Raw genomic sequence first — 26360 nt, forward strand, 5'->3', positions numbered from 1 at the left:
CTCTCGCGCTCCTCTCGATAGAATTTCGTACCAGCCCCGATGAGCCCCGAGCGCGCGTCCCAATCCGAGCACCCGAAGTCGAGGTCGATCATCCGGCGGCGTTTGCGGCTGGCCCTGCGCGCCATCACCGTGCAGACCTTCTCGAGCCTGACGCGGCGCATCGTCGTGCTGAACCTGGCGGGTCTGGTCGCCCTGGTCGTCGGCATCTTCTATCTCAACCAGTTCCGCGAAGGCCTGATCGACGCGCGCGTGCAGGCCCTGCTCACCCAGGGCGAGATCATGGCGAGTGCGGTGGCGGCCTCGGCCACGGTCGAGACCGGGTCGATTCGCATCGATCCGGAAAAGCTCCTGGAACAGCAGGCGGCGGGCGAAGAGGATAGCGACGAAGCAAGCTCGCTCGACTTTCCGATCAATCCCGAGAAGGTCGCGCCGCTGATGCGGCGCCTGATCTCGCCGACCAAATTGCGCGCCCGGGTCTATGATCGCGACGGCAATCTGGTGATCGATTCCAGGGCCCTGTTCATCTATTCCGACATCGTCCGCACCGACCTGCCGCAGCCCAAGCCGGAACCCAATCTGGCCGAGAGAGTCTGGAATACGGTCAAGCGCTATCTTTTCCGCTCCGATGCGCCGCTCTACAAGGAACTCGGCAACCAGAACGGCAAGGGCTATCCGGAGGTGATAACGGCGCTGAACGGCGCGCCCTCCACCCAGGTGAGCATCAACGAGCAGAACGAATCGATCGTCTCGGTGGCCGTGCCGATCCAGCGCTTCAAATCTGTGCTGGGCGTGCTGCTGCTCTCCACCCGTCCCGGCGAGATCGACGAGATCGTCACGGCCGAACGCCTCGCCATCCTCCGGGTCTTCGCGGTTGCCGCCGTGGTGATGGTGATCCTGTCGATCCTGCTGGCGAGCACCATCGCCGGGCCGATCCGCCAGCTGGCCCGAGCGGCCGAGCGCGTGCGCTATGGCGTGAAATCACGCCAGGAAATCCCCGATTTCACCGAGCGCTCCGACGAGATCGGCCATCTCTCCGGCGCCCTGCGCGACATGACCAACGCCCTGTTCAAGCGCATCGAGGCGATCGAGAGCTTCGCGGCGGACGTTGCCCATGAACTCAAGAACCCGCTGACCTCGCTGCGCTCGGCCGTCGAGACCCTGCCGCTCGCCCGCAACGACACCTCGCGCAACCGGCTGCTCGAGGTGATCCAGCATGATGTCCGTCGCCTCGATCGCCTGATCTCGGACATTTCCGACGCCTCGCGTCTGGATGCCGAACTGCTGCGCTCCGGCGCCGAGCCCGTCGACCTCGTCAAGCTCCTGACCGCCCTCACCGGCGTGTTCAACAGCGTCGAGCGCGAGGACGGCGTCAAGGTCCGCCTGTCCATGCCGACGGGCCTTCCACCGACGGCGCTCTTCATCAACGGCCATGATTCCAGGCTCGGTCAGGTCATCAACAATCTCGTTGACAATGCCCGCTCCTTCTCGCCCCGAAACGGCGAGGTACGGGTGGAGTTGCGGCGGAACAAGAATGACGTCGAGATCGCGGTCGAGGACGACGGGCCGGGCGTACCGGACCATGCCATCGAGCGGATTTTCGAGCGCTTCTACACCGACCGTCCCGAGGAACAGGGCTTCGGCCAGAATTCCGGCCTCGGCCTGTCCATCTCCAAGCAGATCATCGAGGCCCATGGCGGCAAGCTCTGGGTCGAGAACCGCAAGGACGGCGACAAGGTGCTCGGCGCCCGTTTCGTCGCCCGCCTGCCGGCCGCGCAGGCGTAAAGAGAAAACAGCGATTTCCTAATCGAAAAGCCTATCAGCGTCTCTGGAAACCGCTTTAGCCTCGCCGTCATCCTTGCGCTGTCCGGCCGTCATTGCGGGCGAGGCAGTCCAGACCCATGAATGCAAGGTTTCCCGCCTCTGGATTGCTTCGCTTCGCTCGCAACGACATAGGAAAGTCGCCCGGAAATCAGAATTCCGACCCTGAAGCGTTTTGCGATTTGGCGGAATTGCCGAGAATCGCAATGACGCGTCCAATCAAAGGGTTGCAGCAATGCGGCGTTTCCGTCTAAACGCGCTTTGCTCCAGTACTCGGGCCCAAACGATGTCCGCCTCGCCCACCGTGCATGCCACCTGCTTCGTCCTCGACGGGCGGGGCATTCTGCTGCGCGGCGCCTCCGGTGCCGGCAAGAGCCGGATCGCCCTGCATTTCATCGAGACGGCATCGGCCCGCGGCCGCCAGGCCCGTCTGGTGGGTGATGACCGGGTTTACCTCAAGCCCGCCGAGGACAGGCTGATCGCCTCCGTGCCGGCCAGCATCGCCGGCCTGATCGAGCGGCGCGCAACCGGCCTGAGGGATGCCGGCATTGAACGGATCGACTGGCAGCCCTCGGTGCCCGTAGGCCTGGTTGTGGATATCCTCGACGATGACGCGGAGATCGCCATCCCCAGCAAAAAAATTCGGCACATTCGCCTGAAAGGCGTTGACCTGCCCTATTTGCCCGTTCCGCGCGATTTTCAGCGGGCTGTCGCTCTCATCGAGGCCATCTTGCCGCAATTGCCGCCGGTTTGACCGATTTTTCAGGCCCGAACCGTCATAGGTTGCGTTAACGAAACGTTGACGCCTATGGCCTTGATGTGACGAGACTGCGACAATGTGAGCCGGAGAGAGGCTTGTTTTTGTGCAGCGCGGGAATAATATCAGCTCCCGAAGCTACGGGTTGCAGGCTGTCCGAAGGGCATCCTGGCCGTGCGTTGCGGAGGCGTCGTCTCATTTTGCTCAACACCGGGTGGCGCGAAAGCGAAACGGACCTGGATTGTTGTCGCGATAGCGACGGCGACCGGAAAGATTCAATGCGGATCAACCTATGATCGGCATGGTGCTTGTCACGCATGGTCATCTTGCGACCGAGTTCCTGTCGGCCCTCGAACACGTGGTAGGGCCGCAACGCAATGTCGAGGCCATCGATATCGGCCCCGAAGACGATGTCGAGCAGCGACGCCGCGACATCATCGATGCCATCGGCCGGGTCGAGGACGGCTCCGGCGTGGCTGTACTCACGGATATGTTCGGAGGAACACCTTCAAATCTGGCGATTTCCGTGATGAGCGGCCCCTCCATCGAGGTCGTGGCCGGCATCAACCTTCCCATGCTCGTCAAACTGGCGCGGCTGCGAAGCGAGGTTCCCCTCGCCGAGGCGGTCACGCGTGCTCAAGAGGCTGGCAGGAAATATATCAACATTGCCAGTCGTGTGTTGTCAGGCCAATGATTCGACGTTCATTCAACTATGCTGGCCACGGCCAGAAACTTGCCGAAGCGGCTCTTGCGGTACCGCTCGCCTTCAGTAATCCTTGGGCCAAATGTTGGGGCAGCAGTGCCCCAAGCGGGTGCACCCCGGTGCAGATGCAGGCGGAGACCTCCTCGATGCACAAGCAGCAGATGCAGACCGGCAGCACTGACGAGCAAGCTTGCGAAGAGCCGGAAGCGGTTCCCGCTCCCACCATGGACGGTGGTATCGTCCGCATCCTCCCCATCATCAATCTCAAGGGCCTGCACGCCCGCGCCTCGGCGAAATTCGTGCAGACGGCTGAAGGGTTCGATGCCACCGTCAAGGTGACGCGTTGCGGCGAGACGGTCGGCGGCCAGTCGATCATGGGTCTGATGATGCTGGCCGCGGCCCGCGGCACCAGCATCGTGGTCGAGACGGCGGGCCATGATGCCCAGGCCTGCATGGACGCCTTGGAAGCGCTCTTGGCCGACAAGTTCGGCGAGGAAGCCTGAGGCAACGTCACGCCCTCTGGTGGCCTCGAGGCCGCGGCGGCGATAAGAGGCGGCTCGCCCGCCTACTTCCCCATCTTCATCTTGTCGGGGCCCGTCGGCGATGCCGCGGTGGCATTTTCGTGCGTGGATCAGAGCCTTTTGGGCAGGATATTGCCGCAACGCACACTGGAAATATAACTTCACCAAAAGTCACGACTTTGCCGCAATCCAGCCAAGGGGCCGCCCCAGCCCGGCGCGACTTTCCTTCTCGTTACCTCGGCACCCGGTCCGGCGTAAGCCGGAAACCTCAGCCCCCCAGCCCCCCGACTTTGTCGGACCGGGTCCGCCGAGGTGGCGTTTGATGACCCAATATCAAAGGTCGGCTCCTCTGGAACCGGCCTTTCTTTTTGGCTCTCTTGGGCGGGCCTAGGCTCACGATCCGTCGCGCATGCTGGCCACCAAGAAGCGGAAGGGACGTCCGCTTCTGCCCCTCCCACGGATGCGATGCCTCCATAGTCCGGCGCCCGCCGCCCCTTTTCAAACCCGCTCTTGAATCCCTCGCCGAGATTGTCCATCTGTGCAGCGGCGTTCCCGCCACCCAGTCCCAAGACGATCATCAAGCAAGAGTGAGTTTTCATGAGCGCTGAAGCCGAAAGCGCAGGCCCGGACATTGCCGCGCCGCAGAACCACACCTTCGAGGCCGACGTCGCCAAGCTGCTGCATCTGATGGTGCACTCGGTCTATTCCGACAAGGATGTCTTCCTGCGCGAATTGATCTCCAATGCGGCCGATGCCTGCGAGAAGCTGCGCTACGAAGCCCTGTCCAATCCTTCCTTGCTGGGCGAAGACCAGAAGGGCACCATCCGCATCACCCTCGATGCCGTGGCCAGGCGCATCACGGTCGCCGACAACGGCATCGGCATGAGCGCGGAGGAGATGATCGAGGCTCTCGGCACCATTGCGCGCTCCGGCACCAAGGCCTTCGTCGAGCGGCTGGAAAGCGCCCAACAGGCCGAAGGCAGCCAGTTGATCGGCCAGTTCGGCGTCGGCTTCTACTCGACCTTCATGGTGGCGGATAAGGTGGAAGTCTTCTCCCGCCGTGCCGGCAGCGATGTCGCCAATGTCTGGAGTTCAGACGGCAAGGGCTCCTATTCGGTGGCGCCTGTCGGCCTCGACGAGGCCCCCGCGCGCGGCACCAAGGTGGTGCTCCACCTGATGGAGGACGCCAAGTCCTATGCCGAGACCTACACCATCGAGCGGTTGATCAAGACCCATTCCGGCCATGTGCCGGTGCCCATCCTGCTCGCCGACAAGCCGGATGCCGAACCGCAGCAGATCGCCGATGGCGCAGCCCTGTGGACCCGTCCGAAATCCGACATTTCCGAAGCGGACTACACCGATTTCTATCGCAGCGCCGCCGGCCAGTTCGACGATCCCGCGCTGACCATCCATTTCCGGGCCGAGGGCCGGCAGGAATATACGATGCTGGCCTTCGTGCCGGGCTCGCGTCCGTTCGACCTGTTCGATCCCCAGCGCAAGGGCCGCATGAAGCTCTATGTCAGGCGGGTGCTGATCACCGACGAGGCGGACCTGCTCCCCGGCTATCTCCGCTTCGTGCGCGGCCTGATCGACTCCGCCGATCTGCCGCTCAACGTCTCGCGCGAGATGATCCAGGAAAGCCCGCTTCTCACGGCGATCCGCAAGGCGGCGACCGGCCGCGTGCTTTCCGACCTCGAGAAGCTCGCGACTTCGGACGCCCCGGCCTATGTCAAGATCTGGGAGAATTTCGGCGCCGTCCTGAAGGAAGGCCTCTATGAGGACTTCGAACGCCGGGACGCCCTGCTCGGCCTCGCCCGCTTCAAGAGCACGACCTCGGGCGGCGAATGGCGTTCGCTCAAGGACTACGTCGCCAGCCTAAAGGACAACCAGACGGCGATCTACTATCTCGCCGGGGACGACGCCAAGCGCCTGGAGAATTCGCCCCATATCGAAGGCTTCCGCGCGCGCGGCATCGAGGTGCTGCTGCTGTCCGATCCGGTCGACAGCTTCTGGGTGACCTCGGCTCTCGGCTTCGAAGGCAAGCCCTTCAAGTCGGTGACGCAGGGCGCTGCCGATCTCGACCTCATCCCGCTGGCCGAAAAGCCGGAGGAACAGACGCCGGAAGTGAGCGCGGCCATCGCCTCCTACATCGCTTATCTCAAGACCACGCTGGGCGAGGACGTCTCCGACGTGCGCGCCTCCGAGCGGTTGACCTCCAGCGCGGTCTGCCTGGTGGCGCCCGACAACGGCATGGACAAGCGCATGGAGCAGATCCTTGCCAGCGCCGGCAAGCTCGACGGCGCCCTGCAGAAGCCCATCCTGGAGATCAATCCGCGCCACGCTCTGGTGACGCGGCTCGCCACGGCGCGCGAGGCCGGCGGCGACGCGGCCTTCATCGAGAGCGCCACGCGCCTGCTGCTCGACGAGGCCCGTATTCTCGACGGCACGGTGCCGACCGACCCGGCGGGCTTTGCCGAGCGCCTGTCGCAGGTGCTGGCCAAGAGCCTGGGGTAAGCGAGCGGGCGGGCCGAGTGGGCGCAGCGCCTCTTTACCCTCCCCTTGATGGGGAGGGTATGGTCACGCTTCGTGACGCAGTAGAGTGGAGATCGACCCGCCGTTTCTCACCGTCCCGCCCGCTGCCCGATCAGGCGCTCGAATAGCAGCGCCACGATGATGATGGTGCCGATGGCCGAGCCCTGCCAGAAGGGCGAGACGCCCATCAGATTGAGGCCGTTGCGGATCATCACCATGATCAGCACGCCGATCAGCGTGCCGATGATCGAACCGCGTCCGCCGAACAGGCTGGCGCCACCGATCACCACGGCGGCGATGGCGTCAAGCTCCCAGGCATTGCCCATCAGCGGATCGGCCGAGAGGATCTGGCCGATCGAGAAGGTGATCGCCACAGCCGAGAGCGCCCCCGAAACCACATAGGGCAGGATGGAGTAGAACATCACGCTCAATCCCGCCGCCCGCGCCGCCTCCTTGTTGGAGCCGACGGCATAGATGGTGCGCCCGCCCTTGGTATAAGTCAGATAGGCCCAGGCCAGGATATAGAGCAGCGCCAGGAACAGCACGTTGGCGGGAATGCCGAAAAAGTCGGTATAGACGATCGCCTGCATGGAATCGGGGATTGAGGCGATCGCCGTCTGGCCCGAGAGGATATAGGCGAGGCTGCGCCCGATCGCCATCACGCCCAGCGTCACCACGAAGGCGGCAAGGCCGAAATAGGCAATCAGGATGCCCGAGACGAGGCCGATGCCGGCCCCGCTGAGGATAGCGAGCGCCACCGCCAGGGCCGGCGGATATTGCTGCACGGCAAGGCCGAGGATGATGCCCGTCAAGCCGGCGACCGATCCGACCGAAAGATCGATGCCGCCGGTGAGGATGACGAAGGTCATGCCGACGGCGACGATGCCGATCACCACGGACTGGTCGAGGATGTTGAAGATGTTCGAGCGCGTCAGGAAATAGGGCGAGAGCAGCGACAAGCAGATCGCCAGCACGATGGCGAGGCCGAGCATGCGCACTTCGAGCCGCCCCGTCAGCCAGCCGAGGCGCCGTCGCGTGGGATCGGGAGAGGTGGTGGTCGACATGCGGCGGTCCTTGGCAAACGGGAGGTCAGAGCGTTGCAGCGAGTTCGTCGACATGGCTGCGGATGATTTCGGGCGATGGCAGGGTGGCGCCCTGCGGCAGGGTCAGGCCGACCCAGCCGAGATCGTGCCCGCGCGGGCTGACGATCGGCAGGAGCAGGGTCGAACACGAGCCATCGGCTTCGGGCACGAAGATGGGTTCGCGCGCCACAAGCGCCGTGGCGATGCGGGTCGCGGCGAGCGGCTTCACCTCGCCCGCCGCAAAGCCCGGATGCGCCGCCTTGTCGGCGGTGACGAGATTGAGGCAGATCAGGCGATCCTGGTCGATCAGGGCCCAGAAGCCGGCACCGCCGCATGCGTTCGTCAGGCCGCGCAGGACCTCGGTGTTGCGGGCCATCGAGGTGCGCGGCGCCGCCAGCAGCGTGAGCTTCTCCTCATCGAGCAGGTCGGCGGGCAGGTCGGCGACGCTGATGCCGTCACTGATGACGACGATGCGGTGCGAGAGTCCGAGCAACTCCTCGAAATCGGAAGACACCACCACCACGGCGACGCCCTTCGCGGCAATGTCGCGTAGGATGGCATATATCGAGGCGCGTGTGCCGATATCCACGCCCTTGGTGGGTTCGTCGAGGATCAGCACACGCGGCTCGAGCAGCAGCCAGCGGGCGATGATGATCTTCTGCTGCATGCCGCCCGAGAAGTTGAGCATGTTGGCGTCGAGCAGGCGGTCGGGCGGCAGGCCAAGGCTCTTGAGGAGCGCATCGACGGCCTTCTCGCGGCTGCGATAGCCGACGCCGAAGCCTCTGTGCGCGCCGAGATGGGCGAGCAGCAAATTCTCCTTCACCGAAAGATCGGGCACGATGTTCTGCGTGCGGCGATCCTCGGCCACGAAGCCGATGCCGGCCCTCACCGCCTGCGCCGGCTTGCGGGGATCGATCGGCTTGCCGTCGACCAGGATGGTGCCGGCGCTCCGCGGCCTCAGGCCAAAAATGGCCTCCACGGTTTCCGAGCGTCCGGCACCGACCAGGCCGCCCAGCCCCAGGATCTCGCCGTGGCGGACCTGGAAGGAAACGTCCCGGACCAGAGGCGGCGTCGCCAATCCCTTGACCTCCAATGCGATCGGGGCATCCCTGGCCGTCGCGTCGGCATCCCGCGCATAGATGGCGCCGGCATCCTGGCCGACCATGTGGCGGATGAGTTCGGCCTGGCTCAGGCTGGCGGTCGCGAGCGAGGCCGCCACCGTGCGCCCCTCGCGCATGATGGTGACGCGGTCTGTGATGGCGAAGACTTCTTCGAGCCTATGCGAGACGAAGACGAGCCCGCGCCCATCCGCCCTGAGCCGGGCCATGATGTCGAACAGGCGCTCGACCTCGCTCGGGCTCAACGACGAGGTGGGCTCGTCGAAAATGATCAGCTTGGCGTTGACGCCGAGCGCCTTGGCGATCTCGACGAGCTGGCGCTGGGCGGCCGACAGGCGCCGCACCTCCACATCGAGCGGCAATGCGTCTGCCTGGCCGAGCACGGAGAGCAGTTCGGTCCCACGCCGATGCAGTGCCGAATAGGATAGGCGCCCGGGGCGCCCGAGCTCGGGCAGGAAGATGTTCTCGGCGACGCTGAGATCCGGCACCAGGCTCGTCTCCTGCATCACGATGGCGATGCCGATATCGAGCGCGTCGCGGGTGGAGCGCAGCCGCACCGCGCGGCCGCGATAGACGAGCTCCCCCTCGTCCGGCCTGACATGACCGGAGATCACCTTGGACAAGGTCGATTTGCCAGCACCATTGGCGCCGAGCAGGCCATGGACTTCGCCCGAACGCAGCTCGAAACCGGCCCCCGCAAGAGCGCGCGTGCGGTCGAAGGTCTTGGCGATGCCGGTGGCGACCAGCAAGGGTTCCGCCGCCGCGGGAGAAGACTGCACGTTCATCGATCGATCCGAGGGTATTGTGGCCGAACCCAGACTTAATGTCTTTCGGGCTCCGCCGTCTAAATCGGCCAATTGGAAGCACTGTCCTTTGTCATGCCCGGGCTTGACCCGGGCATCCAGCCTATCCGCCTTGTCACATCGAAAGGTGGACTGCATTGCCGGGTCAAGCCCGGCAATGACAAAGGTTGCACCATCGTCGGCATTGCGGCACTCGAGATGAGCCGGCCGCAACACCGTCAAGAACGCTCACTTCATCTCATTGGCGAACACGGTTTCCTTCACGACCGGCAGTTCCTTGTCGATGTTCTCGCTGGTCACCACCAGGATCGGCACCGAGATTTCCTTCTCGACAGGGCCGCCGGCGAGCTTGGCCACCAGCGCCTCGCCCGATTTCTGGCCCATCAGATAGGGCTGCTGCATGCCGGAGGCGACGATCTGCTTGGACTTCAGGAGATCGACGAATTCCGGAATGCCGTCGAAGGCCGCGACCAGCAGGTCGGAGCTGCGCCGGGCGGCCTTGATGGCGCGCAGGGCGCCCAGGGCCGGCTGGTCGGTCTGGATGAACAGGCCGCGCATGTCCGGATTGGCGGTGAGCATGTCCTGAGTGAACTTGAAGGTCTCGTCGGTGGTATAGGATTGCATCTGCTGCAGCCCTGCCTCCTTGCCGGTCCAGCCGCCGGCCGCAAGGCCGTCCCGGAAGCCCTTGGTGCGGGCCTGGCCATTCTTGCGGGCCTGGGAGATGGTGATGAGGCCGACCGAACCGCCCTCCCAGCCCTTGGCCTTGAGCGCGGCGGCGAGCGCCTCGCCCACGCCCTTGGCGCCGTCATAATTGTTGGAGATGATGAAGGAGGCATAGTCGCCGCTATTGGTGCCGATATCGCCGATCACCACCGGGATTCCAGCCTTGGCGGCGAGCGCCAGCACGCTTGGCGCGGTGGAGGAATCGGTGGGCGAGATGACGATGCCGGCCACGCCCTTGGCGATCGAATCCTGGGCGTTCTGCAGCTGGGTCTGCGGGCTGTTGTGGGAATCGAGGGCCTGGAACCCATAGCCCTTGGCCTTGGCGGCGGATTCGACGCCCTTGGCGAGGTAGCGCCAGAACGGCAGGTCGAGACCCGGCGTCAGATAGACGATGTCCTTGCCGGCGGCGCGCGCCGGCTGGAAGCCCAGGCTGCCGGTGCCGGCCAAAGCGGCGCCTGCGGCAAGCTGCAGGAATGTTCTTCTCTTCATGTCTTCCTCCCTCCCGCCCTCGGGCGGCTCCTGTGGTTCCGTCTCGGCCGTTATGGGCTCTTTGTCTTGGAAACCGGTCCTTCTTTCACGGGCCCGTTTCACGCATTAGACAGCGCGCCCTCCTCCTCGAGGATGGAGCGCGTGCTGGCATAGATCCTGTCGAGGTGAATGCCGAAGGCTTCGACGACAGCCCGGGGGTCCCGGGCGTGCAGCCCCGCCAGGATGGCGGCATGGTCCTGGCAGCTCTGGGCGATCGCGCCCGGCCGCGACACGGCCTTGCGCCGGTGCGCCATGGCATAGAAATAGAGATCGATGACGAAGTCGGCGAGCAGGTCGTTGCCGCAGGCTCGATAGATCGCGGCATGGAATTCGCGATCGCAGATCAGGAAACGGACGGGATCCTCGAGGGCCTCGCGCTGCGTTTCCAGCGAGGCGTCGAGCATGGCGAGCGTCTCGTCGTCGATCCGTCGCGCCGCCTCCTCGACGACCGGGCGCTCCACCAGCAGGCGGGCGGCATGGATGGCCTCGATATCGTAGCTGTTGATCCGCTTCGGCTCGCGCCCGCCGATCGCCAGCGAACCGACCTCGGCACTGAGCACGCGGGTACGAGCCCCTTGCGAAATGGCGATGATATCCCGGGCCGCCAGGATCTGCAGCGCCCCCCGCACCGTCTCGCGGCTGACTTGCAGGGCCGCGGCAAGATCGCGCTCGCTCGGCAGGGCCTCGCCGACCTGCAGCATGCCGGCTGCGATCAGGGAGGCGATCTTGTCGGCGACGAGCTCACGCACATTGCGCCTGACCACGCCGTGGCGCAGCTCGGGCACGCGTTCGAACACCGACAGGACATTGGGCAGATTCATGCGAGCGACGCTTGGCATCTGATCTACTGGACCAGCCAGCAGACCAGTTAAGTCAAGTTTTCGCAAGGCTGTCAAGCGGTAGATGGGTAATGGTCCGACGAGTGTGGAGGCGGCGAAGTGCCCCAGGGACCGCCAGCATCCTGCTGGCTCCTGAATCCATCGCGCCTGAAGGTAGAAAGAGCCAGCAGGATGCTGGTGGTGCCGGAATATCCAGAGATTTCACCTGGCGCCGCCGAGATAGAAGGCTTTGACGTCCTCGCGCGCCGCGAGGTCGGCGGCCGGCCCCGAAGCGGCGACGCGGCCATTCTCGAGAATATAGCCGTAGTCGGCATGGCGCAGGGCCAGTGTGGCGTTCTGTTCGGCCACCAGGAAGCTCACGCCTTTCTCGCGATTGAGCGTGCGGATGATCTCGAAGATCTCCTGCACCACGATCGGCGCGAGGCCCATCGAGGGCTCGTCGAGCAGCACCAGCTTCGGCTTGGTCATCAAGGCCCGCCCGATGGCCGCCATCTGCTGCTCGCCGCCGGAGGTCAGGCCGGCCTTGGTGCGGCGCTTATGCTTCAGGCGTGGGAACCAGGCATAGATCTGCTCGAGATCCTGTGCGATCTGCCGCCGGCCGGGCCGGCGCAGGAAGGCACCCGAAAGGAGGTTCTCCTCGATCGTGAGCTGGGGAAAGCAGTGGCGCCCTTCCAGCACCTGCACCACGCCGCGCGCCACCAGGACGGCCGGTGTGAGGCGGCTGACCGGCTCGCCTCGCCAGGAGATGCTGCCGCGGGTGACGGTACCCCGTTCGGGGCCGAGCAGGTTGGAAATCGCCTTCAGCGTGGTCGACTTGCCCGCGCCATTGGCGCCGAGCAGGGCGACCACGGCGCCATCGTCGACCGTCAGGGACACGTCCCTGACCGCCAGGATCGCCTGGTAGTGCACCTCGATGCCGGCGACATCGAGGAAGCCGCTCGTACGCGGCAGGGCGGATGGTCGGCTCATCGCAATTCTCCCAAAGGGCAGTATCCGGTCGTCGCGCCGAGTGCAGCCATTCCAGACCAAGCGCGACCTTTGTCATTGCCGGGCTTGACCCGGCAATCCGGCGAGCTTTTGGCCAGGGCTTCTGGATGCCCGGGTCAGGCCCGGGCATGACAAAGGTCTGTGCTTTTCCGCTATGGATCAAACCCATAACGTGTCTGAGCCGGCCCGGCCCCGCTCAATTCGTCTGCGCCACCGGCGTGATGCCCTTCTCCTGGGCATAGGCGGCGGCCTTGGCGCGGATGGTCTCGGCAAAGAGCGAGGCGTCAGCCTTGATCCAATCGGTCAGCGCGGTCCAGGACTTGCCGTCCCACTGGATGATCTTGGCCGCAACGGTCTCGCCCTTGTGGTTCGCTGGAGAGGTCTTCAGGGGCGAGATCAGGCCCTTCGCCCTCAATTCGGCGATGCGCTTGTCATCGATATTGAGGTTTTCCAGGGCCCAGCGTCCCTCCTCGGCAGTAAGAGGACGGTTGCCGAACTTCTTATGGCCGACGCGCAGGGCCTCCACGAAGGTGATCGCCTCGATCACCCCGTAATTGTAATAGACCGTGCCGAACTTGGCTTTGTCCTTCAGGTCGCTCTTGCCGGCGTCGACGATCTTTTCCTTCAGCGTCTTGATGATGCCGTAGTCGGTTCCGGGCGGAAACACGGAGACGGCGAGATAGCCCTTGGCGGCGCTGCCGGCCGGCCGGGCATCGTCCTCCGAGCCGCTCCAGATGTCGCCGATGATGCGATCGGCCGGGAAGCCCACGCGCGCGGCCGTCTTGATCGCCACCGGCGTCATCACGCCCCAGCCGCGCAGGAAGACCCAGTCGGCGCCGGCACTGCGGATCTGCTGCCATTGCGCCTGCTGCTGCTCGCCGGGATGGGGCACCGGAATCTGGATGTCCGTGAAGCCGTATTTCTTGGCGAGGATGCCGAGCGGCTCGATCGTGTCGCGGCCATAGCCGGAGTCATGATAGAGCGTGGCGATCTTGACGCCCTTGAGCTTGTCGTAGCCGCCCGATTTCTGGGCGATGAAGTCGACGATGATCTGGGCTTCGCTCCAATAGTCGAAGATCAGCGGATATTGATAGGGGAAGACCCGCCCGTCGGTGGCGATGTTCTGGCCGCCGCCGGGCGAGACGATTGGCACCTTGTCGACGCGCGCCTTGTCGGTGAGCGCCACGTCCAGGCCGCTGGAATGGGGATAGATCGCCGCCGTCGGCGCGCCGTCATAGCCGTTCTTGTAGCGCTCGTAGCATTCGATGCCGCGTTCGATCGTATAGGCGGTCTCGCATTCCTGGATCAGGATCTTGACGCCGTCGACCCCGCCCTCGACCTCGTTGATATAGGTCAGATAATCCCGGTTGCCGGCGCCGAAGGGAATGAAGGAGGGCGCATAGGGGCCGGTGCGATAGGTGAAGAGCGGATAGAGCTGCTCGTTCTTGTGGTCCTGGGCCATGGCGGGGCCGGCCGCCGCAAGAGCGGCTAGGCCAAAACCTGCAAAGCCGAGCCCGGTCGCCAGCGCGAGGGCCTTGATGAGGGAGGGTGACATCCGGTTCGTCTCCATTCGGTTGGGATGTTCGAGGGCAAAGGTCTCCCGTCGGCGGAAATGACATCCGCTCTCCGGGTTGCAGCGTTGTCGGGAAGGGTTTTTCAGTCGCCCGTTGCGGCGGCTGCCGACCGCCGCCGCGGCAGGCGGATCCGCCTCACCAGGCGGGCGAGACCATCAGGCTCCTTGATCAGCAGCGCGATGATGATCACGCCGAAGATGATGTGCTGGATATTGGCGAGCGCCCCCTGGTCGGCCAGGAACTGCAGACCAGTGAGCGGGGCGAGGCGGTCGAGCAGGATCGGCATCAGCACGATGAAGGCCGCGCCGAGGAAATTGCCGGCCAGGGTGGCGGTGCCGCCGATCAGCACGATGAACAGCACCTGGAAGGACTTGTCGAGGTTGAAGGCATGGGCATCCGCGGTGCCGAGATAGCCGAAGGCCCAGAGCGCCCCGGCAATGCCGCAGACGAAGGAGCTGATGGCAAAGGACAGGAGCTTGCGGCTGGCGACATGGATGCCGATCACCGAGGCGGCTGTGTCCATGTCGCGGATCGCCATCCACTCGCGCCCGACCCGGCTCTTGACGACCGCATGGGCGAAAGCGACCAGGGCCGCCGCCGTCACCGCCACGAAGAGATAGCGCCCGGTGGCCGAGGTGAGATCATGGCCGAGGACCTGCAGCCGCGGCGCCGAGATGGTGAGCGACTGGCTGCCGTTCGAGAACCAGTTGTAGTTGGTGAACAGCCATTCGAAGAAGAACTGCGCCCCCAGCGTCGAGGCGCCGAGATAGAAACCCTTGATACGCAGGCTCGGCAGGCCGAAGACGATGCCGGCCAGCGCCGCGATCAGGCCTGCCAGCACCAGCACCACGGGCAGCGGCAGGAACGGCGCGCGCAGCAGGAGATTGTAGCTCGCGAAGGCGCCGATCGACATGAAGGCGGCCGATCCCAGCGACACCAGGCCGGTATAGCCCATCAGGAGATTGAGGCCGAGGCCGGCCACCCCCATCACGATGGTGGGGATGATGATGGAGGACAGCCAATAGTCGCTGGCGACGAGTGGCACGACCACGAAGGCGGCCGTCAGCACGCCGGCGACGGCGAAGAGACGGGGATTGAGGCTGCGGCCCTGTGCCAGGACGAGACCTTCGCTCGATTGTGAAAGGAAGGACATCGCTAGACCCTTTCGATGGCGCGGTCGCCGAACAGGCCTGCCGGACGCACCAGCAGGAAGGCCACGGCGAGGATATAGGCGAACCAGGTCGACACGCTGCCCTGCAGCAGCGGCCCGAGATAGATGTCGGCCAGGGCCTCGGCGGCGCCGACCAGCAGCCCCCCGACGATGGCGCCCGGCACGGAGGAGAAGCCGCCGATGATCAGCACCGGCAGGGCCTTCAGCGTCACCAGCGACAGCGAATATTGCACGCCCTGGCGGGCGCCCCAGACCAGCCCGGCGACCAAGGCGACGATGCCGGCCACGCTCCAGACGATGCGCCAGATTGCCGGCAGGCGGATGCCGATCGACTGGGCGGCAAGCGTGTCGTCGGCGACGGCCCTCAGCGAAATGCCCATGCGGGTGCGGTCGAACAGGATGGAAAGCGCGACAACCAGGACGAGGGCCCCGCCGGAGACGAAGAGATCGAACTGGCTGATCGAGAGGCCGGCGAGGGAGATCGGCACATCGTCGATGCCGAGGTCGAGCATGTGCACATCAGAGCCCATCAGCAATTGCGCCAGCCCCTCGATCACGAAGGTGAGGCCGAGGGTCGCCATGAACAGGGTCAGCGCGTCGCGGTTGACCAGGGGACGCAGCACCAGACGCTCGATCAGCACCGCGCCGATGACCATCACCGCGACGGTCAGCAGGATCGCGGCCCAGAACGGTACCTCGCGCTCCACCAGCGTCACGAAGGTGAGCGTGGCGAACAGCAGCATGGCGCCTTGAGCGAAATTGAAGACGCCCGAGGCCTTGTAGATCAGCACGAAGCCGATCGCGACCAGGCCGTACATCCCCCCGGCGAGGAGGCCACCGATCAGGGTTTCGAGAAAGAAGGTCATGGGAACAGCGTGGGCCCTGGCTTGGTGAGGCACGACCAGCCTTCTCCCCCTGCGGGAGAAGGTGCCCCGAAGGGGCGGATGAGGGGAGAAACACAGCTTTCGCAAGGGGAGCACCAACACCCCTCATCCGGCGCTGCGCGCCACCTTCTCCCACAAGGGGAGAAGGGAGTCGCGCCTGTTTCTCGATAGTTGAGATTGATACGCCCGATCATCATCCTCCCCCTCAGTGAACCGTGCCGAGATAGGCGGCGATGACATCGGGATTTTCGCGCACCGCGTCGGGCGTGCCATCGCCGACCTTGCGGCCGTAATCGAGCACGACGACATGGTGGGCCAGGCCCATGACGATGCCGATATCGTGCTCGATCAACACGATGGTGGTGCCGAGCTTGCCGTTCACATCGGCGATGAGCCGGCTCATCGCCTGTTTTTCCTCCTGGTTCATGCCGGCCATCGGCTCATCGAGCAGCAGGAGTTTCGGCCAGGCGACCAGGGCCCGGGCGAGGTCGACGCGCTTCTGCAGGCCATAGGGCAGCGTGGAGACGACCGTGTGGGCGTGGCGCTCCAGGCCGAGAAAGCCGAGGATCTCATGCGCACGCGCCTGGAAGCGCCAGCGTTCCGCCCCATCCCGTCCCACCCGGAAGATATTCTCCACGAAGGTGGCGCGGCCCCAGCGCGCGAGCCCTGCAAGCACGTTCTCGACGACGCTCAGCCGGCCGAACAGGGCGTTGTGCTGGAAGGTCCTGCCGATGCCGAGATGAGCCGCCTTGTAGGGGTGGATCGCCTCGAACCTGGCGCCGTCGAAGACGACGTCGCCCTCGTCGGCGCGATACACGCCGTTGATCACGTTGAGGAGGGAGCTCTTGCCGGCGCCGTTGGGCCCGATCAGCGCGCAGATCTCCCCTTGCCCGACCGAGAAGCTCAGCCGGCTGAGGGCGTTGACGCCTTTGAAGGACAGGGAGACGTCGTGAAGCTGCAGGAGGGGCGCCGGCATCGGCATCACCGCCCGGTCGCGAGACGGGAGACGCCGGCTTCGCGTTCGGCCGCCTCGCGGCGCTTCACCGCCTCGATGTCGCGATAGGCGTGGGCCGGATGGCTGGCCGGCAGATAGGGGCCCTCGCCGAACAGCTTCTCGCGCAGCGTGCCTGCCTTGTAGGCGGTGGGATAGGCCCCGCGTTTCTGCAGTTCCGGCACGAGATAGAAGACAGCGTCCTCGAAGCTCTCCGGCGTCACCGCATAAGCGAGGTTGAAGCCGTCGACATCGGTCTCCTCGACCCATTCCTGCAGCGTATCGGCGACCTGGGAGGCCGAACCGACGAAAACCGGCCCGAGGCCGCCAATGCCGCCCCAGCGCGCCAGTTCCTCCATGGTCCAGGTCTTGTCTTCGCCGGCGAAATGCTCGACCACGGAGATGATGGCGTTGGTCTCCACCTTCTTGATCGGATCGCTGGGCGCATATTGGCCGAAATCGATGCCGCTCCAGCCGGAGAGGAAGACCAGCGAGCCGTCATAGGACGTATAGGATTCGTAATCCTTGAACTTGGCCTGCGCCTTGGCCTCGGTCTCGTCGACGATCACCGTGGTGAGGTTGTAGATCAGGATCTTGCGCGGATCGCGGCCGGCGGCTGCGGCCTGGCGCCGGATATCGGCGACATAGGCCTTCAGCAGCGACTTGGTCGGCGCCGCCACGAAGACGCACTCGGCATGTCCGGCGGCAAAGGCCTTGCCCGGCCCGGAGGCGCCGGCCTGGTAGAGCACGGGCGTACGCTGCGGCGATGGCTCGGTGAGATGGTAGCCCGGCACCTCGAAATATTTGCCCTTATGGCCGATCTCGTGGACCTTGTCGGGATCGGTGAAGATGCGGTTCTCGCGATCGCGCCGCACCGCCCCTTCCTCCCAGGAGCCTTCCAGGAGCTTGTAGAGCACCTCGACATATTCGCTGGCGACTTCGTAGCGATTATTGTGCTGGCGCAGGCCGCCCTGGCTGATGTTCTTGGCGCCGCTCTCAAGATAGGAGGTGACGATGTTCCAGCCGACGCGTCCCTTGCTGTGATGATCCGCCGTGGCGAGACGCCGGGCGAAGGTATAGGGATGCTCGAAGGAAGTCGAGGCGGTGATGCCGATGCCCAGATGCTCGGTGGCGAGCGCGATCGGCGCCGCCAGTTGCAGCGGATCATTGACCGGGATCTGCGCCGCCTGCTGGATGGCGTGGTAGTTCGAGCCCTTGTAGACGTCGTAATAGCCGATCACGTCGGCAATGAAGATGCCGTCGAAGATCCCCTTCTCCAATGTCCGCGCCAGGTCCTGCCAGTAGTCGAGATCCTTGTATTTCCACGATCGGTCGCGCGGATGCGCCCACAGGCCCGGTGACTGGTGGCCCACGCAATTCATGTCGAAGGCGTTGAAGCGTATCTGGCGGGCCATTCCCAATCTCCACATCTGAAACAGCGGCGATGCCGCACCCGGCTACCGCATCGGTCGTTGATTATGAAAACGCCCTCCGACCTAAATGTCTAGTATTTTTATAGAGAATATATACAAAATGATGAGCCGGCGCCGAACCCCATTGGACAGGAAACCGGGATCGGCGTGGGAGCACCGGATAAAACACAAGAGAATCAGATAGATGACACAGAAGGCATCGATAGTGACGGCAGGCTGGGGCAGCGGGCCGGGAGATAATTACGACGAACTCGCCGCCACCTTCCGCCCGGTTTTCGAACGCATTCGCGCGGGCGCCGTCGAGCGGGAGCTCAGTCGCACTTTGCCGCATGAACCGATCGGCTGGCTCAAAGATGCCCGCTTCGGCGCCCTGCGCGTGCCGGAAAAGGAAGGTGGCTTCGGCGCCAGCCTGCCGCAGCTCTTCGCCCTGCTGATCGAGCTTTCCCACGCCGATTCCAATGTCACGCAGGCCCTGCGCGCCCATTTCGGCTTCGCCGAGGACATCGTGAATGCCCGCTCACAGGATCGCCGCGACCGCTGGCTGCCACGCCTCTCGCGCGGGGAGATCGCCGGCAGCGCCTGGACCGAAATCGGCGAAGCCAAGCAGGCAGCCTTCTCCACCATCGTCAAGCTCCAGGCCGGCAAGGCCGCCTCGGTCACCGGCGCCAAATATTACACCACCGGCTCCCTCTTCGCAGACTGGATCGATATCGGTGCGAGCGGTGAAGGGGGCCAGTCGCTCTCGGCGGTGGTCGCCCGTCACGCACCGGGCGTCGACGTGATCGACGATTGGGACGGCTTCGGCCAGATCCTCACCGCCAGCGGCACCACCACCTTCACCGATGCCCCGGTCGATCCCGCCGACGTCGTCATCGATGACGACCGCTTCAAATATTCGGCTGCCTTCTACCAGCTGGTGCATCTGGCGACGCTCGCAGGCATCGGCCGCGCCGCCAGCGACGACGTCGCCGCGGCGGTGAAGGCCAGGCGCCGCAGCTATTCCAACGCCCCCTCACCGCGCCCGTGCGAGGATGCCCAGGTGCTGCAGGTGGTCGGGCGGATCCGCGGCGCGGCCTATTCGGCCGGGGCCATCGTGCTCAAGGCCGCCGACGCCCTGCGGCGCGCCTTCGACACCCGCTTTGCCGGTGACGCCGCCGCGGAGGAGCAGGCCAATGCCATCGCCGAACTCGAAGTGGCGCAGGCCCAGACCGTGGTCTCCACCCTGATCCTCGATGCCTCCACCATCGTGTTCGACGCGCTCGGCGCCTCCGCCACGCAGCGCTCCGCCGCCCTCGACCGTCACTGGCGCAATGCGCGCACCCTCTCCTCCCACAATCCGCGCATCTACAAGGACCGGATCATCGGAGACTTTGCCGTCAACGGCACGCCGCCGCCCTATCAATGGCGCATCGGGCAGGTGTGAGGACATAATCTTTACCCTCCCCTGAAGGGGGAGGGTCGACACACAGTGTCGGGGTGGGGTGATATGGCACAGCCCCTACAGGAATAGCGCGCAATTCTGTTCTTCACTCGTACTTACTCAGAAGTCACCCCACCCCGGCCTTTTAGGCCGACCCTCCCCCTCCAGGGGAGGGTGAAGCTCGCCGCCGCTTCCTGTCATGAGGAAGCACCCGCTACGCCTCGCCATTTGACGGAATCAGCGGTCGTTGCGAGACCTTGGGGCAGGAGAGGCGGCATGGCGCCGCCGCGCACATGCCCCAAGGAACCGATGTCGCCCCTGGTTGAAACCGCGCTGTTCGTCTTCGGCCTGGTCGCGCTCGGCTATGGCGCGGGGGCGAGCGGCTATCTCAAAGCCGAGGCGGGGGATGCCCTTTCCGATTTCGCCGTCCGGGTGGCATTGCCGCTGCTGCTGTTCCGCACCATGGTCACGTCGAGCTTCCATGGCTCGGCCCCCTGGCAATTATGGGCCACCTATTTCACCGCCGTCACCATAGCATGGATCGCCGGCCACCTGGCGACCACCCGCCTGTTCCGGCGCGACGGCCAGGCCGGCGTGATCGGCGGCGTCTCCGCCGCCTTCTCCAACCTGGTGCTGCTCGGCATTCCCTTCATGCTCGGTGTCTTCGGCAATGAAGGCTTCGAGATCCTCTCGCTGATCATCTCGGTGCATCTGCCCACCATGCTGATGGCCTCGATCCTGCTGTTCCACTGGTTCGGGCCCCGGCGCCGGGAGCCGCTGCATCCCCTGGCGATCATTCGCGACTTCCTGGGCAGGCTGCTCACCAATCCCCTGATCATCGGCATCTTCGCCGGCCTTGCCTGGCGGGCGAGCGGCATTCCGCTGCCGACTATAGCCAATCGCTTCGTCGATGCCCTCGCCGACGTGGCCGGGCCCATCGCCTTGTTCGCCATGGGCCTCGGCCTGAAGAAATTCGGCCTGTCCGGCAACCTCAAGCCCGCGCTGGTCCTGTCGGGTCTGAAACTGCTGCTGATGCCGGCCGTTGCCCTCGCCGCCGCCTGGCTGTTCGGTCTGCCGCCCTTCCCGGCCAAGGTGGCCGTGGCCGCGGCGAGCCTGCCGTCGGGCGTGAACTCCTATCTGATCGCGATCCAGCTCAAGACGGAACAATCCCTGGCCTCCAACCAGATCACCATCGCCACCGCCTTTTCCGTGGTGACCACGGCCTTCTGGCTCGAGATCGCCACCGCATTGCTGGGCTGAAGCCGCGCGTCGCGCGCGATAGCCCCCCATCTCCCGGACCGGCATCAAGGCCCTATCGACTGTCATCTTTCCTAAAGAGAAGGGCGCCGGATCGCTCCGGCGCCCTTCGCAGAGCTGGAAAACGCTTTAGTCCCGACTGCTCAGATATCGAGCGTGTGGTCGCGCTCCCACTGGGTGAAGTGGCTGGCGTAGCTGTTCCACTCCTGGTGCTTGAGCTTGAGATAGGCGGCGGAGAAGTCCTCTCCCAGGGCGGCTTTCAGCGACTCGTCCCTGTCGAAATTGCGCAGGGCATCGAGCAGATTCAGCGGCAGCTTGGGCGCGTCCGTCACGGTATGGCCGTGCTGATACATGTCGATGTCGTAGCGCTTGCCGGGATCGGCCTTGGAATGGATGCCGTCGAGGCCGGCCGCGACGATCACGGCTTGCATCAGATAGGGATTGGCGGCGCCGTCAGGCAGGCGCAGCTCGAAGCGCCCCTTGCCCGGCACGCGCACCATATGGGTGCGGTTGTTGCCGGTCCAGGTCACCGAATTCGGCGCCCAGGTCGCGCCCGAGATGGTGCGGGGCGCATTGATGCGCTTGTAGGAATTCACCGTCGGATTGGTGATCGCCGACAGGCTTTCGGCATGCTTCATGATGCCGCCGAGGAAGTGATAGCCCTGCCGCGACAGGCCCATCTCGTCCTTGCTGTCATAGAACATGTTGACCTTGCCGGTCTCGTCCCACACCGAGATATGGGCATGGCAGCCCGAACCGGTCAGCCCCATGAAGGGCTTGGGCATGAAGGTGGCACGCAGGCCGTGTTTCTCGGCGACCGAGCGCACCATGAACTTGAAGAAGGAGTGCCGGTCGGCCGTAACCAGGCAGTCGTCGAAGTTCCAGTTCATTTCGAACTGGCCGTTGGCGTCCTCATGGTCGTTCTGGTAGGGGCCCCAGCCCAGCTCCAGCATATAGTCGCAGATCTCGGCGATGACGTCGTAGCGGCGCATCAGGGCCTGCTGGTCGTAGCAGGGCTTGGCGGCGCAATCCTTGGCATCGGAGATGGCCGTGCCGTCGGCATCGATCAGGAAGAACTCGGCCTCGACGCCGGTCTTTACATAGAGCCCTTCCTTGGCCGCGTTGGCCATGACGTTCTTGAGCACCACGCGCGGAGCCTGGCCGACATGCTTGTCTTCCATCACGCAGTCGGCGGGGACCCAGGCGACTTCCTTCTTCCAGGGCAGCTGGATGACGGCGCTGGGATCGGGCACGCCGAAGAGATCGGGGTGGGCGGGCGTCAGGTCCAGGAAGGTGGCGAAGCCGGCGAAACCGGCACCGTCCTTCTGCATGTCGGCGATCGCTGCTGCCGGAACCAGTTTGGCGCGCTGGGCGCCGAACAGGTCCGTGTAGGAAATCATGAAATAGCGAATGCCTTTTTCCCTGGCGAGCGTCGCCAAATCCTGGGTCATGTGCGGAATCCCGATAATGGATGGTGGGGTGTGCCGGCCTTCAGACCGGCATCTTTGATGGTGTTGGACGAAGATATGCCGGAATCGCTCCATTGGCACGCCGATGGAGCTGAAAAGACCGGCACACTTTTAAAAGCCCTGTCCGGGGATCCAATTCGTGCCGGCCAGCGGGACGCGTGCCATGGCGGCAGCCTCGATGGTGAGGGCGCACAGATCTTCCGGCTCCAGATTGTGCACGTGGTTCTTGCCGCAGGCACGGGCGATGGTCTGGGCCTCCAGCGTCATCACCTTGAGATAGTTGGCGAGGCGGCGGCCGGCCTTGACCGGATCGAGCCTTTCCATCAGCTCGGGATCCTGGGTGGTGATGCCGGCCGGATCCTTGCCCTCATGCCAGTCGTCATAGGCGCCGGCGGTGGTGCCGAGCTTGCGATATTCGTCCTCATGCACGGGATCGTTGTCGCCGAGCGCGATCAGGGCCGCCGTACCGACGGAGACCGCATCCGCGCCGAGTGCCAGGGCCTTGGCGACATCGGCTCCGTTGCGGATGCCGCCGGAGACGATCAGCTGCACCTTGCGGTGCATGCCGAGGTCCTGTAGCGCCTGCACGGCCGGACGGATGCAGGCGAGCGTCGGCTGGCCGACATGCTCGATGAAGACTTCCTGCGTCGCCGCGGTGCCGCCCTGCATGCCGTCGAGCACCACCACATCGGCACCGGCCTTCACCGCCAGGGCCACGTCGTAATAGGGACGGGCGCCGCCGACCTTCACATAGATCGGTTTCTCCCAATCGGTGATCTCGCGCAGTTCGAGGATCTTGATCTCGAGATCGTCCGGCCCCGTCCAGTCGGGATGGCGGCAGGCGGAGCGCTGGTCGATGCCCTTGGGCAGCGTGCGCATCTGGGCGACGCGGTCGGAGATCTTCTGGCCGAGCAGCATGCCGCCGCCGCCGGGTTTGGCGCCCTGGCCGACCACCACCTCGATGGCGTCGGCCTTGCGCAGATCGTCCGGATTCATGCCGTAGCGCGAAGGCAGATATTGATAGACCAGGGTCTTGGACTGGCCACGCTCCTCCGGCGTCATGCCGCCGTCGCCCGTGGTGGTCGAGGTGCCCGCCAGCGAGGCGCCGCGCCCGAGCGCCTCCTTGGCGCGGCCCGAAAGGGAGCCGAAGCTCATGCCCGCGACTGTGATCGGGATCTTCAGCTCGATCGGCTTCTTGGCGAAGCGCGAACCGAGCACGACATTGGTGGCGCAACGCTCGCGATAGCCTTCCAGCGGATAGCGCGAGATCGAGGCGCCGAGAAAGAGCAGGTCGTCGAAATGCGGGACCTTGCGCTTGGCGCCGCCGCCGCGGATGTCGTAGATGCCAGTGGTGGCGGCGCGGCGGATCTCGGACAGGGTGTAATCGTCGAAGGTCGCGGACTTGCGCGGAACGGTCGGCGGATTGTGATAGCTCATGAGGTCAATCCTGGGATCGCAGGCTTCCGGCCTGCTCTTGAAACGGTCGATGCGGCGGGAAGAGCAGGTTTCGCAACATCGAGCAGGACTCGGTGTTGCTGAGAAGCCTGCGATCCCAGGTCAGTACGCATCCGCATTGTCGATGTTGAAGTTGTAGAGCGTGCGGGCCGAGCCGTAGCGCTTGAACTCCTCGGGCTTGACGTCGGTGAAGCCGGCCTTGGCGAGCAGCCCGCCGAGGATTTCCAGATGTTCGGGGCGCATCTCCTTCTCGATGCAATCGGCCCCCAGGCTCTTGACCTTGCCGCGGACGAACAGCCGGGCCTCGTAGATGGAGTCGCCCAGGGCGTCGCCGGCATCGCCGCAGACCACGAGATTGCCGGACTGGGCCATGAAGGCGGACATGTGGCCGATATTGCCCTTCACCACGATGTCGATGCCCTTCATCGAGATGCCGCAGCGCGAGGACGCGTTGCCCTCGATCACCAGCAGGCCGCCCTTGCCGGTGGCGCCGGCATATTGGCTGGCATCGCCCTTGATACGCACCTCGCCCGACATCATGTTCTCGGCCACGCCGGGACCGGCCGAGCCATGCACGACGACGGTCGCTTCCTTGTTCATGCCGGCGCAGTAATAACCGACGCTGCCCCTGACATCGATGCGCACGGGCGCGTCGACACCGACGGCCAAAGCGTGCGAGCCCTTGGGATTGCTCACCTCCCAGGAGGTGGCGTTGGTGCCGGCCTTGAGGGCGTGCAGCGCCTGGTTGAGCTCACGCAAGGGCGTCTTGGCGAGATCGATACTGGTCAAATCGGCCGTCTCAACGTCCACACCCACGCTCGCGACCTTCTTCGCAAGTTGATCCATGCCTCAGCGCTCCCAGAAGTAAACGGTGGCGGGCTCGGGCTCCCACACCTTGGCATCCTCGATGCCGGGCAGGTTCACCAGAGCGCGATATTCGGAACCGAAGGCGACATATTGATCGGTCTCGGCGAGCACGGCGGGCTTGCACGCGACAGGATCGCGCACGACCCCAAAGCCATCCTTGGTGCCGACGACGAAGGTGAAGAAGCCGTCGAGATCGTCGAGCCCCTTCTCCATGGCCTCGCCGAGATTGAGGCCCTGGTTCATGCGCCAGGTCAGATAGGCCGCCGCGACTTCGGAGTCGTTCTCGGTCTCGAAGCTCATGCCGTCATGCCTGAGTTCGCGGCGCAGATTGTTGTGGTTGGACAGCGAGCCATTATGCACGAGGCACTCGTCGGCGCCGGTCGAGAAGGGATGGGCACCGAGGGTGGTCACCGCCGATTCGGTCGCCATGCGGGTATGGCCGATGCCGTGGCTGCCCGTCATCTGGGCGAGACCGAAGCGCTTGGCGACGTCGGTGGGATAGCCCACCTCCTTGTAGATCTCGATCGCCTCGCCCGCGCCCATGATGCGGATCGAAGGGCGCTCCGCCTTGATGGCCTGGCGCGCCGCCTCGGCCTTGTCGGCATCGAGGACGAGAACGGCGTGGGTGTCCTTCGGCGTGATGGAAACCTTCGCGCCGACGGCCTTCTCCACCAGGGCTGCGAGACCATCGAAATCCTGGGCCGGATCGGCCGACTGCACGGTGACCTTGGCCTTGCCGGCCTGGGGCGCGCCATAGATCGCGAACCCGGCCGAATCCGGGCCACGGTCGCACATGGTGGCGAGCATACCCGACAGGAGCGTACCCAATTGGGGCTCCAGGCTCTTATCCTTCAGAAACAGGCCGACAATGCCACACATAGCACGGGTCCCTCATGCGATTGATTTCAGGGAGGCTAGCAATTTCTTGCGAGGCCAGCAACATCCACCTGAACATTTTTTTCCTGTGAGGAATATTTTTTAGGAAATGGATTTTCCTGACAGGAAACAGGTGGGAAATGAAGCCCTCAGAGCTGGTGACGCCAGCGTTCCCAGCGCAGGCGCGCAACCCGATAGGCATCCGGAATCGAAAGCGCCCAGACGAACAATCCTCCCGCCATGCGGCCGATCGGGGAGGTCTCCGGCGTCGACAAGTGCCAGCTCAGGAAAGCGAACAGGAGCGTGAAGAAAGCAAATCCCAGCCCCCGCATCTGGCGGCCGAGAGCGACATGCCCCACCCCTGGAAGCGCAATGGCGAGGGCGAGGATGAGATAGGGATGAAAGGGTTTCGCGAGCATGGCTGCGGCCATGGTGCCTCCTGGTAAGATCTTTAGGCTCACGACTTTTCGAAGCGGGCACTCCGTTCTGTAGGCGCGCCTTGGACCAACAGGCGCGACGCCGGCCGCCATCTCGCTCAACCCGCCAAATCAG

Annotated in this window: 22 protein-coding genes; 7 read left to right on the forward strand and 15 right to left on the reverse strand. The window is 64.7% G+C overall.

The genetic code is table 11. From position 1 onward, the window contains the following. The first annotated feature begins 39 nt into the window (after positions 1-39). The 5 genes from C5L14_RS18100 to htpG all read left to right on the forward strand — a co-directional run bounded on the left by C5L14_RS18100 (position 40) and on the right by htpG (position 6313). Positions 40-1782 (forward strand): sensor histidine kinase, encoded by a 1743-nt coding sequence (locus tag C5L14_RS18100; protein ID WP_105863460.1) that lies wholly within the window; start codon positions 40-42, stop codon positions 1780-1782. Between the two features lie 322 nt (positions 1783-2104). After that, on the forward strand, positions 2105-2572 hold the full coding sequence (locus C5L14_RS18105; protein WP_181161225.1) for an HPr kinase/phosphorylase: 468 nt from the start codon (positions 2105-2107) through the stop codon (positions 2570-2572). A gap of 295 nt (positions 2573-2867) precedes the next feature. After that, positions 2868-3269 (forward strand): PTS sugar transporter subunit IIA, encoded by a 402-nt coding sequence (locus tag C5L14_RS18110; RefSeq protein WP_068296680.1) that lies wholly within the window; start codon positions 2868-2870, stop codon positions 3267-3269. Positions 3270-3502: 233 nt separating this feature from the next. Further along, complete coding sequence (locus C5L14_RS18115) at positions 3503-3781, forward strand: HPr family phosphocarrier protein (RefSeq protein ID WP_245197316.1); 279 nt, start codon at positions 3503-3505, stop codon at positions 3779-3781. A 615-nt stretch (positions 3782-4396) separates the two neighbouring features. Beyond that, entirely contained in the window at positions 4397-6313 is a 1917-nt protein-coding gene (htpG, locus tag C5L14_RS18120; protein ID WP_105863462.1) for a molecular chaperone HtpG, read from the forward strand. Between the two features lie 107 nt (positions 6314-6420). On the opposite strand, the gene C5L14_RS18125 is transcribed toward htpG, so the two are convergent. The 10 genes from C5L14_RS18125 to C5L14_RS18170 form a co-directional block, all read right to left on the reverse strand. Further along, positions 6421-7395, reverse strand: coding sequence for an ABC transporter permease (locus tag C5L14_RS18125; protein ID WP_105863653.1), 975 nt, complete (start codon positions 7393-7395; stop codon positions 6421-6423). A gap of 25 nt (positions 7396-7420) precedes the next feature. Beyond that, complete coding sequence (locus tag C5L14_RS18130) at positions 7421-9316, reverse strand: sugar ABC transporter ATP-binding protein (protein WP_105863463.1); 1896 nt, start codon at positions 9314-9316, stop codon at positions 7421-7423. A gap of 246 nt (positions 9317-9562) precedes the next feature. After that, the gene (locus C5L14_RS18135) at positions 9563-10546 is read right to left on the reverse strand and encodes a substrate-binding domain-containing protein (RefSeq protein ID WP_105863464.1); all 984 of its coding nucleotides are present in this window, start codon (positions 10544-10546) and stop codon (positions 9563-9565) included. Between the two features lie 98 nt (positions 10547-10644). Further along, positions 10645-11406: a FadR/GntR family transcriptional regulator gene (locus C5L14_RS18140; protein ID WP_105863465.1), complete on the reverse strand. Its 762-nt coding sequence runs from the start codon at positions 11404-11406 to the stop codon at positions 10645-10647. A gap of 219 nt (positions 11407-11625) precedes the next feature. Further along, a complete protein-coding gene (locus C5L14_RS18145) occupies positions 11626-12393 on the reverse strand; it encodes an ABC transporter ATP-binding protein (RefSeq protein WP_105863466.1) in 768 nt (255 codons plus the stop codon). 214 nt (positions 12394-12607) lie between these two features. Beyond that, positions 12608-13966, reverse strand: coding sequence for an ABC transporter substrate-binding protein (locus C5L14_RS18150; protein WP_105863467.1), 1359 nt, complete (start codon positions 13964-13966; stop codon positions 12608-12610). Between the two features lie 101 nt (positions 13967-14067). Beyond that, complete coding sequence (locus C5L14_RS18155) at positions 14068-15138, reverse strand: branched-chain amino acid ABC transporter permease (protein WP_105863468.1); 1071 nt, start codon at positions 15136-15138, stop codon at positions 14068-14070. A gap of 2 nt (positions 15139-15140) precedes the next feature. Next, positions 15141-16022 (reverse strand): branched-chain amino acid ABC transporter permease, encoded by an 882-nt coding sequence (locus C5L14_RS18160; RefSeq protein WP_105863469.1) that lies wholly within the window; start codon positions 16020-16022, stop codon positions 15141-15143. A 223-nt stretch (positions 16023-16245) separates the two neighbouring features. After that, positions 16246-17016 (reverse strand): ABC transporter ATP-binding protein, encoded by a 771-nt coding sequence (locus tag C5L14_RS18165; protein WP_105863654.1) that lies wholly within the window; start codon positions 17014-17016, stop codon positions 16246-16248. Between the two features lie 5 nt (positions 17017-17021). Continuing rightward, positions 17022-18446, reverse strand: coding sequence for an LLM class flavin-dependent oxidoreductase (locus tag C5L14_RS18170; protein WP_105863470.1), 1425 nt, complete (start codon positions 18444-18446; stop codon positions 17022-17024). Positions 18447-18648: 202 nt separating this feature from the next. On the opposite strand from C5L14_RS18170, the gene C5L14_RS18175 reads away from it, so the two are divergent. Further along, positions 18649-19887, forward strand: coding sequence for an acyl-CoA dehydrogenase family protein (locus C5L14_RS18175; protein WP_105863471.1), 1239 nt, complete (start codon positions 18649-18651; stop codon positions 19885-19887). 306 nt (positions 19888-20193) lie between these two features. Then, positions 20194-21144 carry an AEC family transporter gene (locus C5L14_RS18180; RefSeq protein ID WP_105863655.1) on the forward strand — a complete coding sequence of 317 codons (951 nt, stop codon included), beginning with the start codon at positions 20194-20196 and terminating at the stop codon, positions 21142-21144. 140 nt (positions 21145-21284) lie between these two features. On the opposite strand, the gene glnT is transcribed toward C5L14_RS18180, so the two are convergent. From glnT to C5L14_RS18205, 5 genes are all read right to left on the reverse strand, one after another. After that, positions 21285-22592 carry a type III glutamate--ammonia ligase gene (gene glnT / locus C5L14_RS18185; RefSeq protein ID WP_105863472.1) on the reverse strand — a complete coding sequence of 436 codons (1308 nt, stop codon included), beginning with the start codon at positions 22590-22592 and terminating at the stop codon, positions 21285-21287. Positions 22593-22721: 129 nt separating this feature from the next. After that, the gene (locus C5L14_RS18190; protein ID WP_105863473.1) at positions 22722-24047 is read right to left on the reverse strand and encodes an FMN-binding glutamate synthase family protein; all 1326 of its coding nucleotides are present in this window, start codon (positions 24045-24047) and stop codon (positions 22722-22724) included. Positions 24048-24167: 120 nt separating this feature from the next. Then, positions 24168-24854, reverse strand: coding sequence for a GXGXG domain-containing protein (locus C5L14_RS18195; protein ID WP_245443432.1), 687 nt, complete (start codon positions 24852-24854; stop codon positions 24168-24170). A gap of 60 nt (positions 24855-24914) precedes the next feature. Beyond that, complete coding sequence (locus C5L14_RS18200; protein WP_105863475.1) at positions 24915-25811, reverse strand: class II glutamine amidotransferase; 897 nt, start codon at positions 25809-25811, stop codon at positions 24915-24917. Between the two features lie 146 nt (positions 25812-25957). Further along, a complete protein-coding gene (locus C5L14_RS18205) occupies positions 25958-26239 on the reverse strand; it encodes a hypothetical protein (protein WP_105863476.1) in 282 nt (93 codons plus the stop codon). Between the last annotated feature and the right edge of the window lie 121 nt (positions 26240-26360).

Source organism: Labrys okinawensis (genome assembly GCF_002982075.1).
Classification (GTDB): Bacteria; Pseudomonadota; Alphaproteobacteria; order Rhizobiales; family Labraceae; genus Labrys; species Labrys okinawensis_A.

What these genes read in the sequence shown, in the direction of transcription:
- C5L14_RS18115 (WP_245197316.1), top strand. Translation starts at nt 3,503, where the DNA reads ATGGACGGTGGTATCGTCCGCATCCTCCCCATCATCAATCTCAAGGGC.
- C5L14_RS18130 (WP_105863463.1), bottom strand. Translation starts at nt 9,316, where the DNA reads ATGAACGTGCAGTCTTCTCCCGCGGCGGCGGAACCCTTGCTGGTCGCC.
- C5L14_RS18100 (WP_105863460.1), top strand. Translation starts at nt 40, where the DNA reads ATGAGCCCCGAGCGCGCGTCCCAATCCGAGCACCCGAAGTCGAGGTCG.
- C5L14_RS18160 (WP_105863469.1), bottom strand. Translation starts at nt 16,022, where the DNA reads ATGACCTTCTTTCTCGAAACCCTGATCGGTGGCCTCCTCGCCGGGGGG.
- C5L14_RS18110 (WP_068296680.1), top strand. Translation starts at nt 2,868, where the DNA reads ATGATCGGCATGGTGCTTGTCACGCATGGTCATCTTGCGACCGAGTTC.
- C5L14_RS18180 (WP_105863655.1), top strand. Translation starts at nt 20,194, where the DNA reads ATGTCGCCCCTGGTTGAAACCGCGCTGTTCGTCTTCGGCCTGGTCGCG.
- C5L14_RS18140 (WP_105863465.1), bottom strand. Translation starts at nt 11,406, where the DNA reads ATGAATCTGCCCAATGTCCTGTCGGTGTTCGAACGCGTGCCCGAGCTG.
- glnT (WP_105863472.1), bottom strand. Translation starts at nt 22,592, where the DNA reads ATGACCCAGGATTTGGCGACGCTCGCCAGGGAAAAAGGCATTCGCTAT.
- C5L14_RS18165 (WP_105863654.1), bottom strand. Translation starts at nt 17,016, where the DNA reads ATGCCGGCGCCCCTCCTGCAGCTTCACGACGTCTCCCTGTCCTTCAAA.
- C5L14_RS18155 (WP_105863468.1), bottom strand. Translation starts at nt 15,138, where the DNA reads ATGTCCTTCCTTTCACAATCGAGCGAAGGTCTCGTCCTGGCACAGGGC.
- C5L14_RS18150 (WP_105863467.1), bottom strand. Translation starts at nt 13,966, where the DNA reads ATGTCACCCTCCCTCATCAAGGCCCTCGCGCTGGCGACCGGGCTCGGC.
- C5L14_RS18205 (WP_105863476.1), bottom strand. Translation starts at nt 26,239, where the DNA reads ATGGCCGCAGCCATGCTCGCGAAACCCTTTCATCCCTATCTCATCCTC.
- C5L14_RS18135 (WP_105863464.1), bottom strand. Translation starts at nt 10,546, where the DNA reads ATGAAGAGAAGAACATTCCTGCAGCTTGCCGCAGGCGCCGCTTTGGCC.
- C5L14_RS18170 (WP_105863470.1), bottom strand. Translation starts at nt 18,446, where the DNA reads ATGGCCCGCCAGATACGCTTCAACGCCTTCGACATGAATTGCGTGGGC.
- C5L14_RS18175 (WP_105863471.1), top strand. Translation starts at nt 18,649, where the DNA reads ATGACACAGAAGGCATCGATAGTGACGGCAGGCTGGGGCAGCGGGCCG.
- C5L14_RS18190 (WP_105863473.1), bottom strand. Translation starts at nt 24,047, where the DNA reads ATGAGCTATCACAATCCGCCGACCGTTCCGCGCAAGTCCGCGACCTTC.
- htpG (WP_105863462.1), top strand. Translation starts at nt 4,397, where the DNA reads ATGAGCGCTGAAGCCGAAAGCGCAGGCCCGGACATTGCCGCGCCGCAG.
- C5L14_RS18200 (WP_105863475.1), bottom strand. Translation starts at nt 25,811, where the DNA reads ATGTGTGGCATTGTCGGCCTGTTTCTGAAGGATAAGAGCCTGGAGCCC.
- C5L14_RS18145 (WP_105863466.1), bottom strand. Translation starts at nt 12,393, where the DNA reads ATGAGCCGACCATCCGCCCTGCCGCGTACGAGCGGCTTCCTCGATGTC.
- C5L14_RS18105 (WP_181161225.1), top strand. Translation starts at nt 2,105, where the DNA reads ATGTCCGCCTCGCCCACCGTGCATGCCACCTGCTTCGTCCTCGACGGG.
- C5L14_RS18125 (WP_105863653.1), bottom strand. Translation starts at nt 7,395, where the DNA reads ATGTCGACCACCACCTCTCCCGATCCCACGCGACGGCGCCTCGGCTGG.